The organism is Streptomyces sp. NPDC056161 (assembly GCF_042268025.1).
In the GTDB taxonomy this organism is placed as follows: domain Bacteria; phylum Actinomycetota; class Actinomycetes; order Streptomycetales; family Streptomycetaceae; genus Streptomyces.
In genome coordinates, this window is the sequence record NZ_JBHJUV010000096.1 from 1 (window position 1) to 21166 (window position 21166).

Annotated in this window: 14 protein-coding genes; 4 read left to right on the forward strand and 10 right to left on the reverse strand. The window is 73.2% G+C overall.

The window, feature by feature from the left end:
* A partial coding sequence (locus ACFC09_RS43920) for a multifunctional oxoglutarate decarboxylase/oxoglutarate dehydrogenase thiamine pyrophosphate-binding subunit/dihydrolipoyllysine-residue succinyltransferase subunit (protein ID WP_376538436.1) occupies window positions 1-3474 on the forward strand: 3474 nt, incomplete at its 5' end.
* A 74-nt stretch (window positions 3475-3548) separates the two neighbouring features.
* On the opposite strand, the gene fxsT is transcribed toward ACFC09_RS43920, so the two are convergent.
* The 8 genes from fxsT to ACFC09_RS43960 all read right to left on the reverse strand — a co-directional run bounded on the left by fxsT (window position 3549) and on the right by ACFC09_RS43960 (window position 16927).
* Window positions 3549-6563 carry an FxSxx-COOH system tetratricopeptide repeat protein gene (fxsT, locus tag ACFC09_RS43925; RefSeq protein ID WP_376538438.1) on the reverse strand — a complete coding sequence of 1005 codons (3015 nt, stop codon included), beginning with the start codon at window positions 6561-6563 and terminating at the stop codon, window positions 3549-3551.
* Between the two features lie 128 nt (window positions 6564-6691).
* On the reverse strand, window positions 6692-8107 hold the full coding sequence (locus tag ACFC09_RS43930) for an HEXXH motif-containing putative peptide modification protein (protein ID WP_376538462.1): 1416 nt from the start codon (window positions 8105-8107) through the stop codon (window positions 6692-6694).
* Window positions 8107-9297 carry an FxsB family cyclophane-forming radical SAM/SPASM peptide maturase gene (locus tag ACFC09_RS43935; protein WP_376538440.1) on the reverse strand — a complete coding sequence of 397 codons (1191 nt, stop codon included), beginning with the start codon at window positions 9295-9297 and terminating at the stop codon, window positions 8107-8109. Before ACFC09_RS43935 ends, ACFC09_RS43930 begins: the two co-directional genes overlap by 1 nt.
* Before the next feature lie 104 nt (window positions 9298-9401).
* Window positions 9402-9581: an FxSxx-COOH cyclophane-containing RiPP peptide gene (fxsA, locus tag ACFC09_RS43940; protein WP_376538442.1), complete on the reverse strand. Its 180-nt coding sequence runs from the start codon at window positions 9579-9581 to the stop codon at window positions 9402-9404.
* Window positions 9582-9594: 13 nt separating this feature from the next.
* A complete protein-coding gene (locus tag ACFC09_RS43945; protein WP_376538444.1) occupies window positions 9595-12951 on the reverse strand; it encodes an SAV_2336 N-terminal domain-related protein in 3357 nt (1118 codons plus the stop codon).
* Between the two features lie 7 nt (window positions 12952-12958).
* The gene (locus tag ACFC09_RS43950) at window positions 12959-13984 is read right to left on the reverse strand and encodes an AAA family ATPase (RefSeq protein WP_376538446.1); all 1026 of its coding nucleotides are present in this window, start codon (window positions 13982-13984) and stop codon (window positions 12959-12961) included.
* A 139-nt stretch (window positions 13985-14123) separates the two neighbouring features.
* Window positions 14124-16286 (reverse strand): trypsin-like peptidase domain-containing protein, encoded by a 2163-nt coding sequence (locus tag ACFC09_RS43955; RefSeq protein WP_376538448.1) that lies wholly within the window; start codon window positions 16284-16286, stop codon window positions 14124-14126.
* Complete coding sequence (locus ACFC09_RS43960; RefSeq protein ID WP_376538450.1) at window positions 16283-16927, reverse strand: CU044_2847 family protein; 645 nt, start codon at window positions 16925-16927, stop codon at window positions 16283-16285. Before ACFC09_RS43960 ends, ACFC09_RS43955 begins: the two co-directional genes overlap by 4 nt.
* 207 nt (window positions 16928-17134) lie before the next feature.
* Between ACFC09_RS43960 and ACFC09_RS43965 the strand changes: the two genes are divergently transcribed.
* From ACFC09_RS43965 to ACFC09_RS43975, 3 genes are all read left to right on the forward strand, one after another.
* Window positions 17135-17314 carry a DUF6104 family protein gene (locus tag ACFC09_RS43965; protein WP_376538452.1) on the forward strand — a complete coding sequence of 60 codons (180 nt, stop codon included), beginning with the start codon at window positions 17135-17137 and terminating at the stop codon, window positions 17312-17314.
* A gap of 662 nt (window positions 17315-17976) precedes the next feature.
* On the forward strand, window positions 17977-18924 hold the full coding sequence (locus ACFC09_RS43970; protein ID WP_376538454.1) for a DUF4097 domain-containing protein: 948 nt from the start codon (window positions 17977-17979) through the stop codon (window positions 18922-18924).
* Between the two features lies 1 nt (window position 18925).
* Entirely contained in the window at window positions 18926-20020 is a 1095-nt protein-coding gene (locus ACFC09_RS43975) for a helix-turn-helix transcriptional regulator (protein ID WP_376538456.1), read from the forward strand.
* 154 nt (window positions 20021-20174) lie between these two features.
* Here ACFC09_RS43975 and ACFC09_RS43980 read toward each other — a convergent pair whose 3' ends face one another.
* Window positions 20175-20777 carry a Clp protease N-terminal domain-containing protein gene (locus tag ACFC09_RS43980; protein ID WP_376538458.1) on the reverse strand — a complete coding sequence of 201 codons (603 nt, stop codon included), beginning with the start codon at window positions 20775-20777 and terminating at the stop codon, window positions 20175-20177.
* Window positions 20777-20986, reverse strand: a complete 210-nt coding sequence (locus ACFC09_RS43985) for an HTH domain-containing protein (protein ID WP_376538460.1) — start codon at window positions 20984-20986, stop codon at window positions 20777-20779. Before ACFC09_RS43985 ends, ACFC09_RS43980 begins: the two co-directional genes overlap by 1 nt.
* Window positions 20987-21166: the final 180 nt, after the last annotated feature.

The following is a 21166-nucleotide window of genomic DNA, read 5'->3' on the forward strand; positions in this document are numbered from 1 at the left end:
GCGCCGGCCCAGGCCGCCCCGCAGCCCGCCGCGGCCGCTCCGGCCCCCGCCAGGCCCGCCGCGCCGGCCGCCAAGCCCGCCGCCGCCCCGGCCACCGCGGCTGCCGAAGGCCCCGAGTACCAGACGCTGCGCGGACCCTCCGCGGCGGTCGCCAAGAACATGAACGCCTCGCTGGAGCTGCCGACCGCCACCTCGGTCCGCGCGGTCCCGGTGAAGCTGCTGTTCGACAACCGCATCGTCATCAACAACCACCTGAAGCGGGCCCGCGGCGGGAAGATCTCCTTCACGCACCTCATCGGCTACGCGATGGTCCAGGCCATCAAGGCCATGCCGTCGATGAACTGGTCGTTCGGCGAGAAGGACGGCAAGCCGACCCTCGTCAAGCCGCCGCACGTCAACCTCGGCCTCGCCATCGACCTGGTCAAGCCCAACGGTGATCGCCAGCTCGTGGTCGCGGCGATCAAGAAGGCCGAGACGCTGAACTTCTTCGAGTTCTGGCAGGCCTACGAGGACATCGTCCGGCGCGCCCGCGACAACAAGCTGACGATGGACGACTTCACCGGGGTCACGGTCTCCCTGACCAACCCCGGCGGCCTCGGCACCGTCCACTCGGTCCCGCGTCTGATGCCCGGCCAGTCGGTGATCATGGGCGTCGGCTCGATGGACTACCCGGCGGAGTTCCAGGGCACCTCCCAGGACACCCTGAACAAGCTCGGCGTCTCGAAGGTCATGACGCTCACGTCGACCTACGACCACCGGGTGATCCAGGGCGCCGCCTCCGGCGAGTTCCTGCGCCAGGTGGCCAACCTGCTGCTGGGCGAGGAGCGCTTCTACGACGACATCTTCCAGGCTCTGCGCATCCCCTACGAGCCGATCCGCTGGCTCAGGGACATCGACGCCTCCCACGACGACGACGTCACCAAGGCCGCCCGGGTCTTCGAGCTGATCCACTCCTACCGGGTCCGCGGCCACGTGATGGCCGACACCGACCCGCTGGAGTACCGCCAGCGCAAGCACCCGGACCTGGACATCACCGAGCACGGCCTCACCCTGTGGGACCTGGAGCGCGAGTTCGCCGTCGGCGGTTTCGCCGGCAAGACCCTGATGAAGCTGCGCGACATCCTCGGCGTGCTGCGCGACTCGTACTGCCGCACCACCGGCATCGAGTTCATGCACATCCAGGACCCGAAGCAGCGCAAGTGGATCCAGGACCGGGTGGAGCGCCCGCACTCCAAGCCGGAGCGCGAGGAGCAGCTGCGCATCCTGCGCCGGCTGAACGCGGCGGAGGCCTTCGAGACCTTCCTGCAGACGAAGTACGTCGGCCAGAAGCGCTTCTCCCTGGAGGGCGGCGAGTCCGTCATCCCGCTGCTCGACGCGGTGCTGGACTCGGCCGCCGAGTCGCGGCTCGACGAGGTCGTCATCGGCATGGCCCACCGCGGCCGGCTCAACGTCCTCGCCAACATCGTCGGCAAGTCGTACGCGCAGATCTTCCGCGAGTTCGAGGGCAACCTCGACCCGAAGTCGATGCACGGCTCCGGCGACGTGAAGTACCACCTGGGCGCCGAGGGCACCTTCACCGGCCTGGACGGCGAGCAGATCAAGGTCTCGCTGGCCGCGAACCCCTCCCACCTGGAGACGGTCGACCCGGTCATCGAGGGCATCGCCCGCGCCAAGCAGGACATCATCAACAAGGGCGGTACGGACTTCACCGTCCTGCCGGTGGCGATCCACGGCGACGCGGCCTTCGCGGGCCAGGGCGTGGTGGCCGAGACCCTGAACATGTCGCAGCTGCGCGGCTACCGCACCGGCGGCACGGTCCACATCGTCATCAACAACCAGGTCGGCTTCACCGCGGCCCCCGAGTCCTCGCGCTCGTCGATGTACGCGACGGACGTGGCCCGCATGATCGAGGCCCCGATCTTCCACGTGAACGGCGACGACCCGGAGGCGGTCGTGCGCGTCGCGCGGCTGGCCTTCGAGTTCCGCCAGGCGTTCAACAAGGACGTGGTGATCGACCTCATCTGCTACCGCCGCCGCGGTCACAACGAGTCGGACAACCCGGCCTTCACCCAGCCGCTGATGTACGACCTGATCGACAAGAAGCGCTCGGTGCGCAAGCTCTACACCGAGTCCCTGATCGGTCGCGGCGACATCACCCTGGAAGAGGCCGAGCAGGCCCTTCAGGACTACCAGGGCCAGCTGGAGAAGGTCTTCACCGAGGTCCGCGAGGCCACCTCGCAGCCGTCGGCGCCCGAGTCCGCGGACGCGCAGGCGGGCTTCCCGGTCGCGGTCGGCACGGCGATCTCCGCCGAGGTCGTCAAGCGCATCGCCGAGTCCCAGGTCAACATCCCCGAGCACTTCACCGTGCACCCGCGACTGCTGCCGCAGTTGCAGCGCCGGGCGTCGATGGTCGAGGACGGCACGATCGACTGGGGCATGGGCGAGACCCTCGCGATCGGCTCGCTGCTGCTTGAGGGCGTCCCGGTCCGGCTGTCCGGGCAGGACTCCCGCCGCGGCACGTTCGGCCAGCGCCACGCGGTGCTGATCGACCGGGAGACGGGCGAGGACTACACGCCGCTGCTGTACCTGTCCGCGGACCAGGCCCGCTACAACGTCTACGACTCGCTGCTGTCCGAGTACGCGGTGATGGGATTCGAGTACGGCTACTCGCTGACCCGTCCGAACGCACTGGTGCTGTGGGAAGCGCAGTTCGGCGACTTCGCCAACGGCGCCCAGTCGGTCATCGACGAGTACATCTCGGCCGCCGAACAGAAGTGGGGTCAGACGAGTGGCGTAGTGCTGCTCCTCCCGCACGGCTACGAGGGCCAGGGACCGGACCACTCCTCGGCCCGCCCGGAGCGCTTCCTCCAGCTGTGCGCCCAGAACAACATGACGGTCGCGATGCCGACGCTCCCGTCGAACTACTTCCACCTCCTGCGCTGGCAGGTGCACAACCCGGACCACAAGCCGCTGGTCGTGTTCACCCCGAAGTCGATGCTGCGGCTGAAGGCGGCGGCGTCGAAGGCGGAGGAGTTCACGAGCGGCGAGTTCCGGCCGGTCATCGGCGACGACTCGGTCGACCCGGCCGCCGTGAAGAAGGTCGTCTTCTGCGCGGGCAAGGTCTTCTACGACCTGGACGCCGAGCGCCGCAAGCGCGGGGTGACCGACACGGCGATCATCCGCATCGAGCGCCTGTACCCGCTGCCGGGTGCCGAGCTCCAGGCGGAGGTCAACAAGTACCCGAACGCCGAGAAGTACCTGTGGACCCAGGAGGAGCCGGCGAACCAGGGTGCCTGGCCGTTCATCGCCCTCAACCTGATCGACCACCTGGACCTGGCGGTCGGCGCCGACGTCCCGCACGGTGAGCGGCTGCGCCGGATCTCCCGCCCGCACAGCTCGTCCCCGGCGGTCGGTTCGGCCAAGCGCCACCAGGCCGAGCAGGAGCAGCTGGTGCGTGAGGTGTTCGAGGCGTAGGTCTCGCGGCACGGCAGCCGAGGGGCCCGGTACCGGAGCGATCCGGTACCGGGCCCCTCGGGCGTGCGCGCCGGTCAGTTCTGCGGTTCGAAGTCCCAGTACGGCCTGTTGCGGGAGCGGGCCGAGATGGTGTGGATGTGCTGGGGACCGAGGGTTTCGGCCAGGTCGGAGAGGGCTTCCTGCTCGGTCTTCTCGGCCTGCTGGCGGTCCCGCAGGGCCCGGAGGTCGGCCGCGTGGGCGACCCGGGCGGACAGGGTCAGGGGGTGGGTGCGGCCCAGGGTCTCGGTGGCGAGGGTGATGGTGGCCCTGCTGAGCTGGGCCGCGGACTCCGTCTCGCCGACCAGGTTGCGCAGCGCGGAGGCGTTGATGGCGCAGCCGAGGGTGTAGGGGTGGCGGTCGCCCACGGACGCGGTCAGGTCGGCGAGGGCCTGCTCGATGAGCACGTGCGCGTGGTCGCGCTCGCCCACGCTGCGCAGGACCAGGGCGTGGTTGGCGCGGGCTCCGCTGATGAACGGGTGCCCCTCGGGCAGGAGCATCTCGTAGCGGGCGATGATGGACTCGCCGGTCTCCCTGGCCTGGTCGATGTCACCGTGCTCGCGGGCGAAGCAGTTCTGGCTGACGGCGGCGGACAGCGTGTCCAGGGCCGTGTCGCCCAGCTTGCGCTCGTAGCCCTCCAGGACGTTCGTGAGGAGTTCTCCCGCGTCGGGGCGTTTCCCGGCGCGCAGCCAGCACAGCGCCAGGTTGAGTTCGCCGCGCAGGGTCCCGGGGTTGTCCTTGCCCATGACGATCCGGGACTCGCGCACGTTCTTCGACTGGACGGACTCGGCTTCGCCGTAGCGGCCGAGGAGTCTCAGGTTGACGGCGTAGGAGACCTCGGAGGAGAGGGTCCAGGGGTGCCGGGCCTTCAGCACCAGGCGGCGCGCGTCCAGGGTCTTGCGGTCCAGTTCCACGGCCTCCGCGTACTTGCCGAGGAGCCGGAGGGTGAAGGCCATGTTGTTCAGGGCGTTGAGGGTCCGGGAATCCTGGTCGCCCAGCAGTTCCTGATAGGTGGGGTACAGCCACTGGTCCAGTTCGAGCGTCTCGTCGTAGCGGCCGAGGATCCGCAGGTCGGCGGCGAGTCCGGCGACCGTCCGCAGATACTCCAGGTCGCGCTCGCCCCGTTCTTCGAGCAGCTGCTCCGCCGCGGCCCGCTCCAGGGCCTCCGTTTCGAGGACCCGGCCCGAGGAGCGCAGCAGGTTGGCGTAGTGGAAGGTGGCCTCCCAGACCCGCGGGTGGGACTCGCCGAGCAGCCCCCGCCAGGCGTCCAGGGTCCGCTTGCCCAGCTTGGCCCCGCTGTTGTACTCGCCCGCGAACGACATGTAGCGCAGGCAGTTGAGGACCATGCTCTGGACGCGCCGGTCCTTGCTCTTGAGGACGTCGGCGTACTTCAGGTGCGGGAGGATCTCGGCGTAGGTGTCCCAGTTGCGGGTGTCGGTGGGCCGGCCGGGGTCCGCCGCGGCCAGGGCCTGTCGGACCACGTCGATGTACTGCCGGCGGTTCTCGTCCGGCATGTCCTTGTGGACGATCTGGTGGACCATGCGGTGGAGGTAGACGGATTCGCCGGAGGAGGAGCCGCCGTTGGTCTCGTCGGCGGGGAACTCGTGGGACTCCAGGCGCACCACGGAGTACTGACGCAGCTGGTTGACGGCCTTGTTCCACAGGAGCGGGTCGTCCAGGAGTCCGGCGAGTTCCTCGGGCAGCTCGTCGTGCGGCATCTCCTTCAGGAGGCGTACGGGGATGAAGCCCGGCGCGAAGAAGGTGCACAGCCGGAGCAGGGCGACCGACTCGGGGACGGTCTCGCGGAGTTTGTTCAGCAGTATCGACCACGCGGTCTGGAAGGCGACCGGGAAGTCCGCGGAGACCTTGACCACGTCCTGGTCGATGCCGCCCTCCAGCAGGGCGATGTAGCCGTCGACGGAGAGGGCGGAGTCGTTGAGCCAGCCCGCCGTCTGGTCGAGCAGCAGCGGCAGGTCCTCCAGTGCCTCCGCGAGCTGGTCGGCCTCGGGTTCGCTCAGTCGGGGGGCCCGGCGCCGGATGAAGGCCACGGACTCCTCGCGCGCGTAGACCGGTACTTCGAGGAGTTGGCTGTTGTGCTCGCCCCACTCCGGGTTGCGGGAGGTGATGAGCACGTGGCCCGGACCGGTCGGGACGAGGTCCCAGATCTGGTCGGGTTCGTCGGCGCCGTCCAGGATCAGCAGCCAGCGGGAGTACGGCTCTCCCCGGCGCAGGGAGTCGCGCACCGCGCGCAGCCGCTCTCCGTACTCGGCGCCGGTGGACAGGCCCAGTTTGGGGGCGAGTTCGGCGAGCAGGCGGCGGTAGGTCACCCTCCTCTCGGCGTTGACCCACCACACGACGTCGTACTCGGAGCCGAACCGGTACACGTACTCGGCCGCGAACTGGGTCTTGCCGACGCCCGACATGCCGTGCAGCGTGAGGACACCGGCGCCGGGCTCGCTGCCCTGGAGCAGGTGGTAGGCGTCGGTCAGCAGGCCGTCGCGGCCGGTGAACCGCGTGTTGCGGCGGGGTACGCCGCCCCACACCTCGGGCGTGGCCGCGGGGAAGCGCGGTCCGCGGTAGGAGGCGTCCGTGGCGGGCGCGGCGTCGACCGGCAGGTCCAGCCGGTCGAAGAGGCGTCGTTCGGCCTCGTCCGCGCCCATGTTGGTCAGGTTGGTCGGTGCCAGGACGGCGGTGGCCGTGGGCAGCGAGGCGTTGGTGATCGACACGGCGGCGAACCGGGACGCGTCCGGCGCGACGACCTCGCGCAGGGCGGCGTTCCACTCCTCGTGGGACCGCGGGCCCAGCTGGAAGTACCACTCGCTGACCAGGATGAGGATGCGGCCCTCGGCGAGCGCCAGATCGCGGAGCAGGTTGACCAGCGGCTCCTCCGCCGGCGCGTCCCAGCGCAGGTACACGACGCGCAGGCCGTGCCGCTCCAGTCTGTCCCCGATCCACGCCGCCCAGGCCCGGTTGAACCCCGCGAAGCTGATCGTGACGGTCTGCCTCGCGTTCCCCCGCCCGGTCTGCCTGACCGGGGTACGAGCTTCAGACATGCAGCGGCCTCCAGCGCATAGTCATAAAATCCTAGAACCTCGGCGCGGCTCTGGGGAGTCCGACGACCTCATGAACGAACACCTCGGCTCGACGATCTTTGCGCAGTGGGCGGGGCGAGGACGGCGATTCAGCGATTCGTGGGCGTCGCGAGCGGGTGGCGTTGAATCCACAGGGCGCGCGCCGCCTTCACATACGCCTGGGCGCGCGCCGTGTGTCCCCTGGGCGCGGGGTGGTCGGCCATGCGCTCGTGGGCGACGACCATCTCGTCGACGAACGCCCGGCCCCGCACCGTGAGATGGGGCGAGCCGACGAGGGCGGGCAGCGCCGCCCCGACCTGGGCCCGGTAGCGGGCGTGCTGGATCCACGCGGACGTGCTGCGCTGCCCGTCCCCGTCCTGTGTCAGCGCACGGCGCTGGAAGAAGTCGGCGAGGCCCAGATGCGCGTACGCGCCCTGGAGCAGTCCGTCGTACGGTCGCGGATCCGGCCGCCACGGCGCGAAGTAGCGTGCGGTGGCGTCGGCCTGATGCAAGGTCACCATCTCCGACAGCGCCGCCAGCTTGCAGTGCTGCAACTCGTGCACCAGGGTCGCGGCGAAGGCCACCGGTGTGGCCGGCACACTGCTCAGCAGCGCGCCGAACGCCTCGTGCCGGGTCGCACTCGAACTGCCGCGGCCCTCCGCGCCCGGCGGCGACTCAAGCGGAACCAGGCAGCGCAGCAGCGCGAGCGTCTCCGTGAGCCGGTGTTCGCCGCCCGTCCGCAGGACGGCGGCCACCGCGGACCACGCCTGCAACCAGCGCTTGCGCTCGGTGTCGTCGGGTGCCGCACCCAGCGCGTGCCGACCGGGCCCGGACGACGGTACGCGGTAGGGGTCGAGGTCCTCCAGGGGCATGGGCTGCGCGCCGGGGAGCAGGCCGGGCAGCGCGTAGGCCGACGTCCAGGTAGAGGCGGCGGACCAGGCCCCGGTGTCGCGCTCCAGATGCACGACCACGTCCCGGATACCGGACCGGCGCAGGGTCAGGACACCGTTGTCGTGGACGGCTTCGACCGCCGCCTCGTCCGGGTCCGTGCGCAGCGCGCCCAGTGAGGGCAGGGCGAGCAGGCCGTCACGGGGGGTCAGCCGGGTGCTGAAGGGAATCCCGGCGCGCGCGGCGGCCACCGCGGCCAAGGTGCTGAAGTGGGCCAGATCGCGGGCGAGTTCGTGCCGCGCCGGGTCCGTCGTGCGGGCCCGCCGCAGCCCGCGCCGGCAGCGCCCGGCCCACGGTCCGGTCAGCGGGTGGACGAGCCGTGTCCGGGCCGACGAGGGCCGGCCGCGCGCCCGGTCCGTGCGGTCCGCCTCGGCGAGCAGCGCCCAGTCCTGCCGCAGCCGGGTCCGCCGGGCGTCGGAGCACACCTCCGGTTCGGCCGTCTCCGCCGCGTCGAGCACCGCGCGCAGCAGGATCATGCGCCTGGTGTCCTGGTCGCGGACGAGGAGCGCGAGGGTGTCGGCGCCGCCCTCGGTGCGGCCGAGTTCGGTGAGGGCCCGGTCCGGGACCTCCGGAAGTATCACGGGGTGACCCCCTCGGAAGAGACGGGGACCGCACGGGCGACCCCGGTGTCCCGCGCCAGTCGTCCGGCCACGTGTCGGATGAAGATCTTCAGGTCCGCGCAGTACACGGACGGGTTCCTGAAGCCGTGTCCGGCCCGGTACCGGTGGGCGTAGTGGCCGCCGCCGCAGACCTCCAGCAGCGGGCAGGCCCGGCACTGCTGGGCCAGGGACGCCGCGCCCGCCTGCCGGGCGGCCACCCCGGGGTGGTCGAGGGCCTCGTCGAAGGAGTGCCGGAAGACGTCCAGACCGGTGCGGGAGGCGCCCTCGTAGGCCGACTTGAGGGAGTCGACCTGCTCGATCGTCCCGTCGGTCTCCACCACGAGCGCGTCGAACGGGGCGAGGCCCAGGGACTCGGTGGCCGCGGGCAGGCCCAGCAGCAGCGCGAGGCACTCCTCGAAGAGCCGCACCCGGGTCTCCCGGCGCCCGGCCGTCCACCAGCGGTCGAACACGGCGCACAGCCAGGCGCCGTGGCGGGCGCCCTCCCATCGCGGCGGCGGCGCCGACCAGTTGCCGTCGGGCAGCAGCAGGTCCAGTGCGGGCGGGGCGAGTTCGAGCAGGGATTCGTACGTCTCCACCGGGTCGAGGGTGGTATCGACGACGGTGAGGATGCCGGCGTACGACCGCGGGAAGCGCTCGGCCACCAGCCGGGCCCCGCGGACGGCGGCGGGCCAGGACGGGCGTCCGGCGTGGTCGAGTCGACGCGCGTTGTGCGCGGGCAGACCGCCGTCGAGGCTGATGCCGATCCGGATGCCGTGCCGGTCCAGCACCGCGACGCGCCGCTCCGTCAGGAGTGTGCCGTTGGTCTGGACGGCCGCCTGGACGGCGCAGCCGGCGGGGACGCGGGCGCGTACGTCGTCGGTGAAGCGGGCGAGCGTGTCCGCGCCCGCGAGCAGGGGTTCGCCGCCGTGCAGGACGAGGGAGAGGCTCGTCAGGCCGTGCGCGCGGGCGTGTTCGGCGATGCGCTGGGCGGTGCGGGTGAGGACCTCGGGCGAGGCGGCGGCCGGGCGGGTGCGCCAGGTGTGGTCGGGGCCCTCGTAGAGGTAGCAGTAGCGGCAGGCGAGGTTGCAGCGCCCGTGCACCTTCACGATGAACTGCCGGAAGTGCGGAGGGGACGCGGACGCCGGAACGGGAGCCGTCGGTCCAGACACCCCGCACCCCCATGCCGTCCACTGGTTGTGGCCCGCATTCCCGGTCCGGGTACCGAGAGAAACCCGGCACGTCCGAAGTTGTCTCTTTCCGCTCGTTATTCAGCTCACAAGGACCGGTTGAAGCCCCACAGCATCTCGCTCGGCCGCTCCGCCCGCTCCCGCAACCCGTCCAGCACCTCGCGCAGCACCGGGTGCTCGATCGTCCTCAGCATCTCCAGATCCAGGTCCAGCAGGTCCGGCAGTGCCTCGTCGACCCCGGCCGGGGTCCCGTTCCGCTCCGTCATCCCCTCGATCCCCTCATTCCAGTTCCGCCAGCCGCTCCGCCGTGTCCCGCGCCGTCGGTCCGCCGACGCCGAGACTGCCGTCGGGAAGCCTGGACCACTCGCCGCGTGCCGCGCGATACGCCTCGCGGGCCGCCCGTGGGCGGGCGGCCGCTTCATAGGACATACCCCGCCAGTGGTGTGCCTGCGCACTCAGTTCCACCGCTTCTCGGCGGCAGCGGTCCGTGCGGGCCGTCTCCTCGGCCTCGTGGGCGGACTCCGCGGCCAGCCGGAAGGCGTCCACCGCGCCGTCCAGCCGGGTGGGGCGGTCCAGGCCGCGGTACGCCTCGTACTGGGCCTGCCCCAGCTCCAGGCGGCAGCGCGCGGCCAGCAGCGGCTCGTCCGCGTCGGCCGCCGCGAGCCCGAAGAGGTACTCCGCCTCCCGCAGGTCGACCCGGTCGCCGCGCAGCCGGTACCTGAGGATCAGCGCCCGGCCCAGCAGCAGCAGCCGGAACGCCATGTGCTCGCTGCCCGCCGGGGTCTCGGACCGGCAGTCCCGCAGCACCCGCACCGCCTGGGACAGCGGGTCCCAGGCGCGTGCGCCGCTCTCCGACTCGGCCCGGCGCAGCAGCGTCTCGCCCCACTCGGCGAGGAGGTCGGAGTGGCCGGCCGCGTCCCTCGGCATGTCCGCGGCGGCGGTCGCGAAGGCGGCGGCAGCGTCCTGGAGCTGGCGCGGGTCGCCCGACTCGGCGTAGCGGGCGGCCCCGATCCGTCCGACGCGGATGTGCAGGGCCGCCCGCTGGGTGCGCTTCTGCGCCAGTGCCAGCGCCTCCTCGACGCGGTCCTGTGCCTCGTCCAGGTCGCCGTCCGAACGCAGCAGGGCGTCGACGAGGTCGAGGACGACCCGCACCCGCTCCCGGAACGACGGCCCGTCCGCCTGGGCCTCCAGCGCGTCCTGCAGCGAGCGCGCCGCCTGCCCGGCGTAGCCGCGGGCCTGTTCCGGATCGGTCGTGGCGCCGGACAGGCGCAGCAGGATCCGGCCGTGTGCGAGCGGCAGCGCCGCCGGGCGGTCGCGGTGGTCCGGCCAGGCGTCGGCGAACGCCTCCAGCATGCCGACGGCGCCGTGGAGCAGCGCGCTGTCCCCGCCGAGGCGCCACTGCGCGTCCAGCGCGCCGACCCGCTCCAGGGTGAGCCGCAGCGCCTCCTGCGGGTCCAGGCCGGGTGCCGCGCAGGCGACCGCGTACTCCCGGTCGGCGCGGCGCAGCAGGTCGAGGGCGCCGGGCCGGTCGCCGCGGCGCCTGCGGTCGGTGGCCGCGGCGTGCAGCACCCGGGCCAGCGCCGCGCGTTCGTGCAGGGCGTGCGGGTGGGCGACGGCCCGCTCCGCGGCGGCCTCCGCCTCGCGCAGCAGCTCCGCGCCGCCCTGCACCTCCCACAGCCGCAGGGCGCAGCGCGCGTACTCCGCCCACAGCTCGGCGTCGGCACCGGGCGGCTGCTCGTGCTCGGCGGCGCCGCGCAGCAGTTGTACGGCGTCGATCAGGTCCTGCACCATGCCCTCGTCGTCGAACCGGGCGAGCAGCGAGCGGGCGCGGGAGACCGCCGGGTGCGTGGGCGGTTCCGCGGCGGCGGTACGCCCGTCCGTGCCGCCGTACATGCGGAACTGGTCGGGCAGCGGCATGAAGCGTTCCAGGACCCGGGCCGCGACCTCGGCGAACGGCTGCGGGACCAGCGTGGCGTCGCCGTTGTCGCCGTTGTCACCGGTGTCGCGGGGATATCCGGCGCCGGGTGCGTAGGCCCGCCCGGCGCCCGGCCCCGGCTCGCCGCCGAGCTGGGCGAGCGCCAGGGCGGGGAAGTTGGGTCCGCCCTTGCCGAAGCGCTGCTCGATGTAGGCGGAGCAGTGCTTGAGGACCAGGACGGCCTCGTCCCGGCCGAGCGTGGACAGCAGTGCCTCCAGGACGTCGGGCGGCATCTCGTACCACTGCACGCCGTCCGCGCCGTGGTCCTCCCCTGCGCGGGTGACCAGGCCGCCGAGCAGCACCTCGGCGAGTTCGGCGGGCCCCGAGTCGGGCAGCATCGTCCGCTGCACGAGCTGCATCACCGGCAGGCACAGCGGGGCGGCGGCGAGGTAGACGGCGAGGCGGCCGGCGGCCGGGGAGGCGGCGGAGCGGAACCTGCTGACCCGCTCGACCGACGTCGGACGACGGCCCGGACGGGCCTGCGGCACGGGCGGCTGGTCCGCGCGCACCCAGCCCACGGCGCCCGCCACCGGACCGGCGCCCGCCCCGGACAGCAACCGCGCCCAGGCGCCGAGCGCCACCGGTTCCGGCGGCAGCACCGGCACCGGAAGGGCGCCGCGCGGCCCGCCGAGCGGCGCGCCGGCCGGGGTGCGCACTCGCAGCGCACCGGCACCGACCAGGGTCTCGCCCCGGATCAGCTCGCCGTAGCTGACGGGCAGCCGGGTGCGGTTCCACAGGCGCTGCGGCAGCGGTTGCAGCACCGCGGCCGGGCCCTGCCGGGCCAGGTGGTGCAGGAGCCGGTGCGCGTGCCCGCTGTGCCACAGCGGTCCCGCGCAGTCGCTGACCAGCAGGGTGATACGGCGTCCCGTGGGGTCGCTCAGCCGGTCGGCGGTGTGCAGCGGGGCCGCGTGCACGTCGGGACTGCGGCTGACGGCGGGTGCGCCGTCCGGGTCCGCGTGCAGATGGCTGATCTGGATGTCCCCGAACGCGCCCAGTTGTCCGAAGACCTGTTGGAGCTCGACGAACATCCGGTCCCAGACCCGCATGGAGGGCGAGGCGTCGAGGACCAGTTGCAGCCGGGCGTCGCCGCGGGTCACGGCGCGGTGGACGGGCAGGACCAGTCCACCGGCCCGTGCGCTCAGTTCGGCGGTCGCCGTCTCGTCCAGCTGGGTGCGCAGCGGTGGCGCCGCGCTGCGGTAGCCCTGCAACGGCCGCAGGGCCCGCTGGAGTTCGAGTGGGGCGGGCAGCACGTGCGCGGCGGGCACGCCGACCGGCAGTGCCGTCACGCGGGCGGATCGGTGGGTGCGACGGACGCCGTCCTGCGGCATCGGGTACAGGGAGACGTGCCGGCCGGGTCCGGCGGTGGCCGGCTGCGGTTCCGGCCGCCGCGGGCGGCGGTCCGCGTCCGGTGCGGGGGCGCGACGGTCCGACGGGAGGCCGCCGGCCGTGCCCGGGGCCCGTACGCCGGAACCGGCGGCCGGGTCCCCGGCGTCCTCGGAGTCAGCGGAACGTGACCAGCGGGCCAGCCAGAGGGCGTCGCTCAGGCTCTCGGCGTCCGGGTCGAGGCCGATCTCCCGCAGCCGGCGGACCAGTTCGGCGACGGGGTCGCCGTCCTGGCCGCTCACCGGCCCCGGACCGGGTCGCGCCGCAGCGTCGGACATCGCCGCCTCACCTCGGACGGTCGAGTCGCTGGATGAGCTGGTCGGCGAGGCGGTCGCGGCTGGGCGGCGCGGCCGCGTCGGTGAGGTAGATGGCGTTCAGCAGTTGGTCGGCGGCGAGGAGTTCGCTGCGCGAGCGGTCCAGGAAGTGGCCGATCAGGTCGTCGCCCGCGCGCGCCGCCTCGTCGCCGAGATGGGCCCGGACGAAGGTGGCGAGCCGGTTGTGGTCGGGCCGGTCCAGTTCCAGGTGGATGCAGCGGCGCATCAGCGGGGCCGGGAAGTCCCGTTCCCCGTTGCTGGTGAGGACCACGAACGGGAAGGCGCGGCAGCGCACCCGCCCGTCGCGGACCCGGACCTTCGTGCCGTCCGCGGTGAGCACCTCGGCCTCGCCGTCCGGCAGCCGGTCGGCGATGCGTTGCAGTTCGGGTATCTCGAACTCGCCCTCCTCCAGCACGTTCAGCAGGTCGTTGGGCAGGTCGATGTCGCTCTTGTCGAGTTCGTCGATGAGCAGCACGCGCGGGGTGTCCGAGGGCAGCAGGGCGGTGCCGAGCGGCCCGAGGCGGATGTAGCTGCCGATGGCCTCGACGGCCCCCGGGCTGCCGGCCGCGGCTCCGTACCCGCCCTGCGCGGCGATCTGGACGTCCTGGAGCCGGGCGATGGCGTCGTAGTGGTAGAGCCCGTCCTGGAGCGCGGACCGGCTGACGATGGACCAGCGCAGGACGTGGCCCAGTCCCAGCTCGTACGCCACGGAGTGCGCGAGGGTGCTCTTGCCCGCGCCGGGGCTGCCGGTGACGAGCAGGGGGCGGCGCAGATAGAGCGCCGCGTTGATCATCTCCAGCTCCTCGGCGCCGGGCCGGTGGAGTTCGGCCAGGTGCCGGTGCGTGCCCAGCCTGCGGTCCCGGGAGCCGTCGCCGCCGTCCTCCGCCGCGTCCCGGCCGGAGAAGTCCCGCCAGGGCGGCGGCGGAGGCAGCCGGTCCATTCCGTCGTGGGGTTCCCCGGCGCCTCGGTAGATGAGCCACTCACTGGATTCGGTCATGATCCGGTCCTCGCCGTCACTCGGCCCACCAGCCCTCACGTGTGCGTCACGATCCGTCGAACGAGCATCACCGTATCGATCCGCCGCGAGCCTGGTAAGGGGCCGGGCGGGGCGGGGAGACCGACGCGCGGGCGGCGCATCAGGGCGCCTCCAGCAGATCGCCGGTCCCGGGCAGCGGCTGACGCGGATCGTCGTACAGCAGCGCGATCCCGTCCGCCCAGAAAGCTTCCGTGAGCCCCTCGCGCACCTTCATGCGCAGTCCGTGCACCAGGTCGGGCAGCCGGGCCGCGCCGTCCCCGTCGTCGACCGCCTTCTTGGCGCCCCGGTGGAACTCCCCGCACACGGCGTCGGGTTGGCTGCGCCACCGGCGCCAGAGGACCACCCCGAACCCGGCGCGCACGATCCGGCCGAGCGCGGCCGAGTCGTCGTCGTAGCGCCGGTCGCCGAACCGGCACAGCACCGGGACGGTGCGGGGCGGCAGGCCGCGCAGCTCCACGACGGCCGGTACCGGTTCGCGCACCCCGTCGTCGCAGTCGAGCACCTCGGCCAGCGCGTCGCGCGCGTGCAGCCGGTTCCAGCGGTCGAGGCGCTCCTCGTCCCCGTCCTCGGCGGGCTCCCCCGGCGGGCCCGCCGGGTCCGCGCCCCGGTACGGATCCGGCGGCCACGCCGACTCGTCGCCGGGCACCTGCTCGCGGTCCGAGCAGCGCAGGACGACCGGCCGCTGCGCGCCCAGCGGAGGGCCGCCCGGCCTGGGCTCCCATTCGTCCACGGCCAGTCCGAGCAGCCGGTGCGGCAGGGCCGCGTGCAGCGCCACGGGCCGTCCGGGCTCGTCGCAGCGCCGGAACGCTTCCGCGAGCGGGCCGAGGACGTGCGTCGGCAGGTCGTCCAGGGGCGTCCGTTCGGCCTCGTGGAGCCGCGTGACCTCGCCGTCGGCGCGGGCCACGGAGATCGACCAGTCGCAGCGATCGGGCTCCCAGCCCCGCGGCAGCACCTCAAGCAGCACGGTCGGCCCGGCCCCGGCGTCCCTCGCCGGTCCCTGAGGCCAGCCGGGTTCCCTGCCCTCGGACGCCCCGCAGGAGTCGTCGGGCCCGCGGACCCGGCGCTGCCCCAGATGTTGGGCGCGCTGCCGGGCGAGGCGGCTGCGATAGCCGGGGTCGAGCGCCGTCGACGCCTGCTTCACCCAGTCCCACAGGGCCTGTTCGGCGGTCAGGTTGCTGGGTGTGGCGGAGCGTTCGGCGGCCATGACGTGCATCGCGTAGTCGAGGACGAGCTTCAGCGCACCGTCGCCGTCGGCGCTCTCGTAGAGCAGGCCCAGGCCGTCGCGCCAGCCGCGCGGCGCGGGGCTCAGCGACGGGGCCTGGAAGTTCGGCAGGGAGTCGAGGAGGTCCAGCAGGGCCCGGGTGCTGTCGGGCGGCGGCAGTTCGGCGAGCCGGCCGAGCAGTTCGCCACGCCGGTCCGGGTCGAGCGCGCGGCCGGGCCGGGCGCCGAGTTCGCCCTGGACGTCGGCCCAGGTGGGGCGGCGGGACTCGCTGGGCTGCTGGCGGTCGCGGTGGTAGCGGTCGTGGGCGTGGAACACGGCGTGGTAGACGTCGTCGTGCTCGGTGCGCACGGCGCCCGGCGGGACCTGCAACGTCCGCAGGCGTTCGATGCCGGTGGAGGTGCCGCCCGACCCGTTGTCGGCACGGGACTTGAGGACGCCGATGACCTCGCCGCGCACGGGATCGATCACGGGGCCGCCGGAGACGCCGTTCGGCAGGTCGTTCTGCCCCAGTCTCATCTGCACCCCCGACGACCAGCCCCCGATGGTCCCCTGCACGGAGAGGAACCCGTCCAGGATCTCCAGCCGGCCTCCGGTCACGGTCCAGCCCGCGTAGAACACCCGGCCCTCGCCGTACTGCGCGGTGGGCCGCTCGGAGCCGTACACGCAGTCGTGGCCGACGGGTTCGCGCAGCCGGACCAGCGCGAGGTCCGGGGCGGGCCAGCCGCCGCGGCCACGGTGCTCGACGCGGTCGGGCAGGGTGGCAGCCACCCGCCCGGGAACGGCGGAGGGACCCTCCCCCGGCCCGCTCTCGTACACCACCGTCACTTCGCCTCCCTCCTGGCCGTGTACCACGTGCGCGCAGGTGAGAACCCAGTTCGGGGCGATGAAGAAACCGCTGCCGAGGAAGGTGCCGGGTTCGTCGAGGTCATACCCGACAGACGCGCGATGAATGCGCACGGTGGCCGCGATGACGAGTTCACGCAGCGCATGGTGGGCGGCATGGGACCCGCCCGATGCGCCCCAGTCGTGCCGCCCGCTCATACCCCGCCCCCACCGACCGGCCCACGAGCGCCCCCGTGCAACAGGCCGCCGGTGAACGCACCCGGGTCGGGGTGATTGACGGGAGCGGGTGCGGGAAAGGCCGGGGGCGGCGGATCCTGCGGGACCGGGCCGCCGGCCGCCGAGGCCCGCGGCTCCGAGGCACCACGCGCGGGATCCGGCGGGACGGAACGGCCGCTTCCGGCATCGCCCGGGGCCGGGTCGCCGGCCGTCGGGTCCTGGGGAGTGCCGCTCGGCGGTGCCGGGTCGCGGCTGTGCTCCGTCGTGGGGTCCGGCGGGCCGTCGCCGGTCCACGTCAGGGTCACCGTGACGGCGGCCTTCGCCTCGCCGTCCGCCAGCAGTCCCACGACCTTGCCGGCCTTCGCGGTCAGTTCGATGCCGAACTGGACGCTCACCTCGTCCGGCCGCACCGCGCGCAGCGGACCGGCCAGCGACCGCGCGACACCGGTCACCAGCGAGTGCAGGCTCTCCACACCCGCCTCCACCCGTTCCGCGAACCCGGTGTCCGTGTACGACAACTCGCCCGACGGCGCGGCCAGTTCCTCGGCCCCTGATATCCGGGCCCAGACCGGCGTACCGTCCGGCAGTTCGATGCGCGCTACCCGCGTCACTTCCCGAGCCATGCTGTTTCCCCCGTTCCCCCGAGTCCACACGGGGAAAGACTCCTTCCCCTCACTCGAAACCCCAACCCCTCGGGCGCGGCGTACCGCGTGCCATGGGGGCTTTCCGGCCTCGCCCTGCGTCCCTGACGTGCGCGCCCTGCCCTCTGCCCGGCGGCCTAGGCTGGTAGGGAGCCAGCACGCACACGTGACCACGCAGGAGAGCCCACCATGTACTTCACCGACCGCGGCATCGAGGAACTGGACAAGCGGCGCGGCGAGGAGCAGATCACCTTCGAGTGGCTCGCCGAGCAGTTGCGGACCTTCGTCGACCTGAACCCCGACTTCGAGGTGCCCGTGGAGCGCCTGGCCACCTGGCTGGCACGACTGGACGACGAGGACGACGAATAGGCCGGTCAGGACGGGTGCGACAAACACGATGAATGAGACGAGCGGGACGAACGGGATGAGCGGAGCGGACCGGTAGGTCTCCGGCGGTCCGCACTCGGGTCCCTCTGCGGCGGGCGCGGCACCGGTGGCGTCCGCCGCCCGCCGCGTCGACCGGCCGCCCGGCTCGTACGCCCGACCCCGTCTCCCGGTGCTGCCCCATCTCCCGGGGCTGTCCACCCCGCGCTCCCCCGCCTCCTCGCACTCCCCGTGCGCCCGCCGGTGCCGCGCCGTCGTACGCCCCGCACGCCCCGCACGCCCCGCGCGATGCCCGGCCCCCTCCCGCCCGCCGTGGCCGCGTCCGGCCCGCCGTGGCCGCGTCGGCGCGCGGGCACGGGTCCGAGGCGGTCGCCCTCCACCGCGTCGGCCCCGGCCGGGACCACCTCGCGCCGCCTCACTCCACCTCACGCCATCTCACGCCGCCTCACACCATCTCGCTCCCTCGGTCCGGCGCGCACCGTTCCGGTCCCCACCGGGCCGACGGCGCAAGCCCTACCCGAGCGCGCCCCGACGACCCATGGGTGGCCCGGCGAACGAGTGTCTTGACTTTGCGCGGCCACGATATATCGTGTTTGAGGGGAGACGCGATATGGCGCGTCGCGTCCGCCGTCGAGGAGGTCAGCACCATGTCCGAGTGGTCCGTCGCAGAGCCCACGCAGCTCGTCTTCGACGACCCCGTGCGCGAACTGCACGTGCGCGTCGTCAACGGAACAGTCAACGTCGTGGGCACGGACGAGGGTTCCGCCCGGCTCCAGGTCTCGCAGATCGAGGGCCCGCCCCTGGTGGTCACCCAGGAGAACGGCAGCCTCACGGTGGCGTACGAGGACCTGCCCTGGAAGGGCTTCCTCAAATGGCTGGACCGCAAGGGCTGGCGGCGCAGCGCGGTCGTCTCCCTCGCCGTCCCCGCGCGGACCCGCGTGGAGGTGGGCGTGGTCGGCGCCGGCGCCGTGGTCTCGGGCATCAGCGGCACCTCGGTGGTCAAGGGCGTCACCGGTGACACGACACTCGTCGCCCTCTCCGGCCCGGTCCGGGCGGACACGGTGTCCGGCAGCCTCGACGCCCAGGCCGTCACGGGCGACCTGCGCTTCAACTCCGTCTCGGGCGACCTGACCGTCGTCGAGGGCGCGGGCTCCTCCGTGCACGCCGACTCGGTCAGCGGATCGATGATCGTCGACCTCGATCCGGACGGCCCCACCGATGTCCGGCTGACCAGTGTCTCCGGCGAGATCGCCATCCGGCTGCCGCACCCGGCGGACTCGGAGGTGGAGGCGAACACGGCCAGCGGCTCGATCTCCAACGCCTTCGACGACCTGCGGGTGCACGGCCAATGGGGCGCCCACAAGATCACCGGCCGGCTCGGCGCGGGCACCGGCAAGCTCCGTGCCACCACGGTCTCCGGTTCGATCGCCCTGCTGCGCCGCCCACCGAAGGAGGACGAGGACGTCGCCCGGGACGATGGCGGGCCGGATCCGGCCGCGTCCCGGCACACGTCGGGGGACAATTCCGCTTCCGGCCCGGCAGCCGACGCGACGAGCGCCCGGGCCGACGGCACGACCGACAAGAAGGTGCTCTGACATGCCTCCCGTCTTCGCCCACGGCCGCCTCCGCCTCTACCTCCTCAAGCTGCTCGACGAGGCCCCGCGCCACGGCTACGAGGTGATCCGCCTCCTGGAGGAGCGCTTCCAGGGGCTGTACGCGCCGTCGGCGGGCACCGTCTACCCCCGGCTGGCCAAGCTGGAGGCCGAGGGCCTGGTCACCCACACCACCGAGGGCGGCCGGAAGGTGTACGCCATCACGGACGCGGGCCGTGCCGAACTGGCCGACCGCAGCGGGGAACTGGCCGATCTGGAGCTGGAGATCCGCGAGTCGGTCGCGGAACTCGCCGCCGAGATCCGGGCGGACGTGCGCGGCGCGGCGGGTGACCTGCGGCGCGAGATGCGGGCCGCCGCCTCCGAGGCCCGGCGCGGCACCGGCACCCGAGCCGCCGACCAGCCCCCCTTCGGGGAGTACGGCGACCTGGGCGACAAGGAGTCCTGGCGCGCCGCCAAGGAGGAGATGCGCCGCGCCAAGCAGGAATGGAAGGAGCAGGCCAGGCGGGCCAAGGACGAGAGCCGCCGGGCCCGCGAGGAGGCCCAGCGGGCACGGCGTCAGGCCCAGGAGGCCCAGGCCCGGGCGCGGGTGCAGGCCCAGGAGGAGATGCAGCGGATCGCCCGGCGGGTCCAGGAGCGGGTGCAGGACCACTTCGGGCGGGGCGACTGGCCCACGGGGATGCGTGAGGGACTGAGCGAACTCGCCAAGGAGTTCGGCGAGTTCGGGAAGGACTTCGGGAAGGAGTTCGGCAAGGACTTCGGTTTCGGCCGGTCCGGCACGGACACGGGAGCGCACGCGGACGCGGGACCGAAGACCGGGCCCCACCAGCCCGCGCCCACCCCGGAGTACGAACAGACCCCGGAGGACTTCCCGGCCGACTATGCCCCTTCCTGGGCCGAGGAGGACTCCAGCGGCGACCCGGCCCGTGATCTGGACCGCCTCCTCGACCGCTTCCGCGACGACATCCGGGACGCGGCCCGCGACCACGGCGTCACCGTCGACCAGTTGCGGGACGCGCGCCGCCATCTGTCGACGGCGGCGGCCCACATCGGGGTGATCCTCCGCCACCCCCACCCCTGACGGCACCACGCACCCTCTGCCCCTGACCGCACCACGCACCCTGTGCCCCTGACCGCACGACACACCCCCGCGCCCCGGCCGCGTCGGCGCCGGGGCAGGGGCAAGGGGCGGGTCCTGGGGCCGGAGGGCCGCCCCCAGGAAGCGACGGGGTCCGTCAGCCCGCCTTGGCCTCCCCGTCGCCGTACAACACGCGGGTCAGGGACTCGTACGTCACCCCGTGGTCGGCGAGGATCTCGGCGGGCGTTCCGGGGCAGACCGTCAGCGCGATGAGGATGTGCTCGTCGCCGATGGCGGGGGTCCCTCCGCGCAAGCGGATGCGAGCGTGGGGGAGGTCCCGATGGCTCACGGCGGTGCGCAGCGCTCGTACCAGGACGTCCTTGGCACTCCGGCTGAACGGGCGATGGCCCGACGACCACCACCCCCGGTCCGCGCGGTCGCCGGACATCGCTCCGACGCCGTGCGCCTCCTCGACCCGGTGGACGATCTCGGAGACGTCGATTCCGAGTCCGGCCAGCGCGTCGGCGTCCGCCCGGGTGAGTCCGCCCCGCCGCCGGGCCTCGGCCAGCCCGCTCCGTATGGCTTCCCTGCGGTCGGCGAGCCCCAGCGCGGCCAGGGCGAAGGAGCCCCGGCTCCCCTCACGGTCGAGCAGGGCGAGCAGCAGGTGGTCGGCCTCGATGGTCCGTGCCCCCTCACGCCTGCCGTGCTCCACGGCGCCCTGGACCACGTCGCGGGCATGCCTGGTGAACCGTTCGAACATCACTGCCTCCCGTACTTCTTGTGCACGGCCTGTCTGCTGACCCCGAGTTCGGTGGCGATCTCCTGCCACGACCAGCCCTGATTGCGCGCGTTGCGCACCTGCACGGCCTCCAGCTGCTCCAGCAGCCTGCGCAGGGCGACGACGGCCCGCAGCCCGACCCGCGGGTCGCGGTCCCCCGCGCGCTCGGCGAGATTGGTTGCTTCGGTCATGATGTCAATCTACGTTGACATGACGGGCCTGTCAACCACGGTTGACAAACGCCGACGGCCGACCCGGGAACCGGGTCGGGCGGGGGGCACCGGGAGAGTGCCCCGGGAGCCGGTGGTGGGGACCATAATTCCCCAAATGGTTGCCCCCGGCCAAACCGGCGCAACCACGCCGGGGCCGGG

What these genes read in the sequence shown, in the direction of transcription:
- fxsT (WP_376538438.1), bottom strand. Translation starts at nt 6,563, where the DNA reads ATGTCTGAAGCTCGTACCCCGGTCAGGCAGACCGGGCGGGGGAACGCG.
- fxsA (WP_376538442.1), bottom strand. Translation starts at nt 9,581, where the DNA reads ATGACGGAGCGGAACGGGACCCCGGCCGGGGTCGACGAGGCACTGCCG.
- ACFC09_RS43945 (WP_376538444.1), bottom strand. Translation starts at nt 12,951, where the DNA reads ATGTCCGACGCTGCGGCGCGACCCGGTCCGGGGCCGGTGAGCGGCCAG.
- ACFC09_RS43950 (WP_376538446.1), bottom strand. Translation starts at nt 13,984, where the DNA reads ATGACCGAATCCAGTGAGTGGCTCATCTACCGAGGCGCCGGGGAACCC.
- ACFC09_RS43955 (WP_376538448.1), bottom strand. Translation starts at nt 16,286, where the DNA reads ATGAGCGGGCGGCACGACTGGGGCGCATCGGGCGGGTCCCATGCCGCC.
- ACFC09_RS43960 (WP_376538450.1), bottom strand. Translation starts at nt 16,927, where the DNA reads ATGGCTCGGGAAGTGACGCGGGTAGCGCGCATCGAACTGCCGGACGGT.
- ACFC09_RS43965 (WP_376538452.1), top strand. Translation starts at nt 17,135, where the DNA reads ATGTACTTCACCGACCGCGGCATCGAGGAACTGGACAAGCGGCGCGGC.
- ACFC09_RS43970 (WP_376538454.1), top strand. Translation starts at nt 17,977, where the DNA reads ATGTCCGAGTGGTCCGTCGCAGAGCCCACGCAGCTCGTCTTCGACGAC.
- ACFC09_RS43975 (WP_376538456.1), top strand. Translation starts at nt 18,926, where the DNA reads ATGCCTCCCGTCTTCGCCCACGGCCGCCTCCGCCTCTACCTCCTCAAG.
- ACFC09_RS43980 (WP_376538458.1), bottom strand. Translation starts at nt 20,777, where the DNA reads ATGTTCGAACGGTTCACCAGGCATGCCCGCGACGTGGTCCAGGGCGCC.
- ACFC09_RS43985 (WP_376538460.1), bottom strand. Translation starts at nt 20,986, where the DNA reads ATGACCGAAGCAACCAATCTCGCCGAGCGCGCGGGGGACCGCGACCCG.